General features: G+C 54.8%; 1 protein-coding gene. It reads right to left on the reverse strand.

The genetic code is table 11. The features are described 5' to 3' along the window. Positions 1-624: IclR family transcriptional regulator (locus ACXJ5O_RS28515; RefSeq protein WP_457302845.1), on the reverse strand; the 624-nt coding region annotated here is incomplete at its 3' end. Positions 625-862 lie beyond the last annotated feature (238 nt).

The raw sequence follows: 862 nt of genomic DNA on the forward strand, positions 1-862 counted from the left end.
TATCAGTCCAGACACGGACAAGGATCCTATCAATTCGCCATGCCGATTGACGATCGGCACTGCGACCGCGGCGAGATCCTCATCGCGTCCGCCCTTCGATACAATTGAACCGGTTTCCCGCAGTTCAACCGCACGTTCGGAATCGGCCGTCATACCGTACCAGGTTAAAAGCACCCCGGCAGCGCCGTGATCGAGTGGATGCCGCGTTCCCTCTTCCAGATGATGGCGTGCGCTACGTGGAGAATTTTCCCTGTAAAGGCAGACACGTTCATCACCATCACGCACGTAAAACGACGCGGTTTCCTGGGTGATTGTCGTAAGATGACGCAGCACCGGCCTGATAAGTGCTTCGAGCGTGAATTTCGAGCGGCTCAGTTCACCAAGCCGGCGCAATTCAGGCCCAAGCAAATAACGTCCATCCGCGCCCCTATCCATGAAGCCTGTATGCAAAAGCGAACCTGCCAATCGCAGGATGGTGCTCTTGTACAGACCCGAGCGCTGGGAAAGCACCGACAACGTCAGGGCTTCTCCCGGCTCTTCGAAACATTGCAGCAGCACGATAGCGCGTTCGACCGCTTCAACGCGCTCTCTGCCGACATCCATTTCATCGCTCGATCCATCCATGACAACGACCCTAGCATTTACGCGGTATTCTGTCTAGCAGAATATGATCCGCTTGACAGAACATTTATAATGATTACAAACTGGGAGAGACAGGGTTCAAAACTGACCCGCCGTTCGGCACGCAATGTTCAGGACCTGAACCTGTTGCGCCAACACGGAGTGGCCATCGGCTGCCGCAAACTTGGGAGAAGAAAATGCTCACGAAAGAACAGAATGAACGCCTGACCAGCGTTGGTCC

This window comes from Phyllobacterium sp. P5_D12, assembly GCF_054049495.1.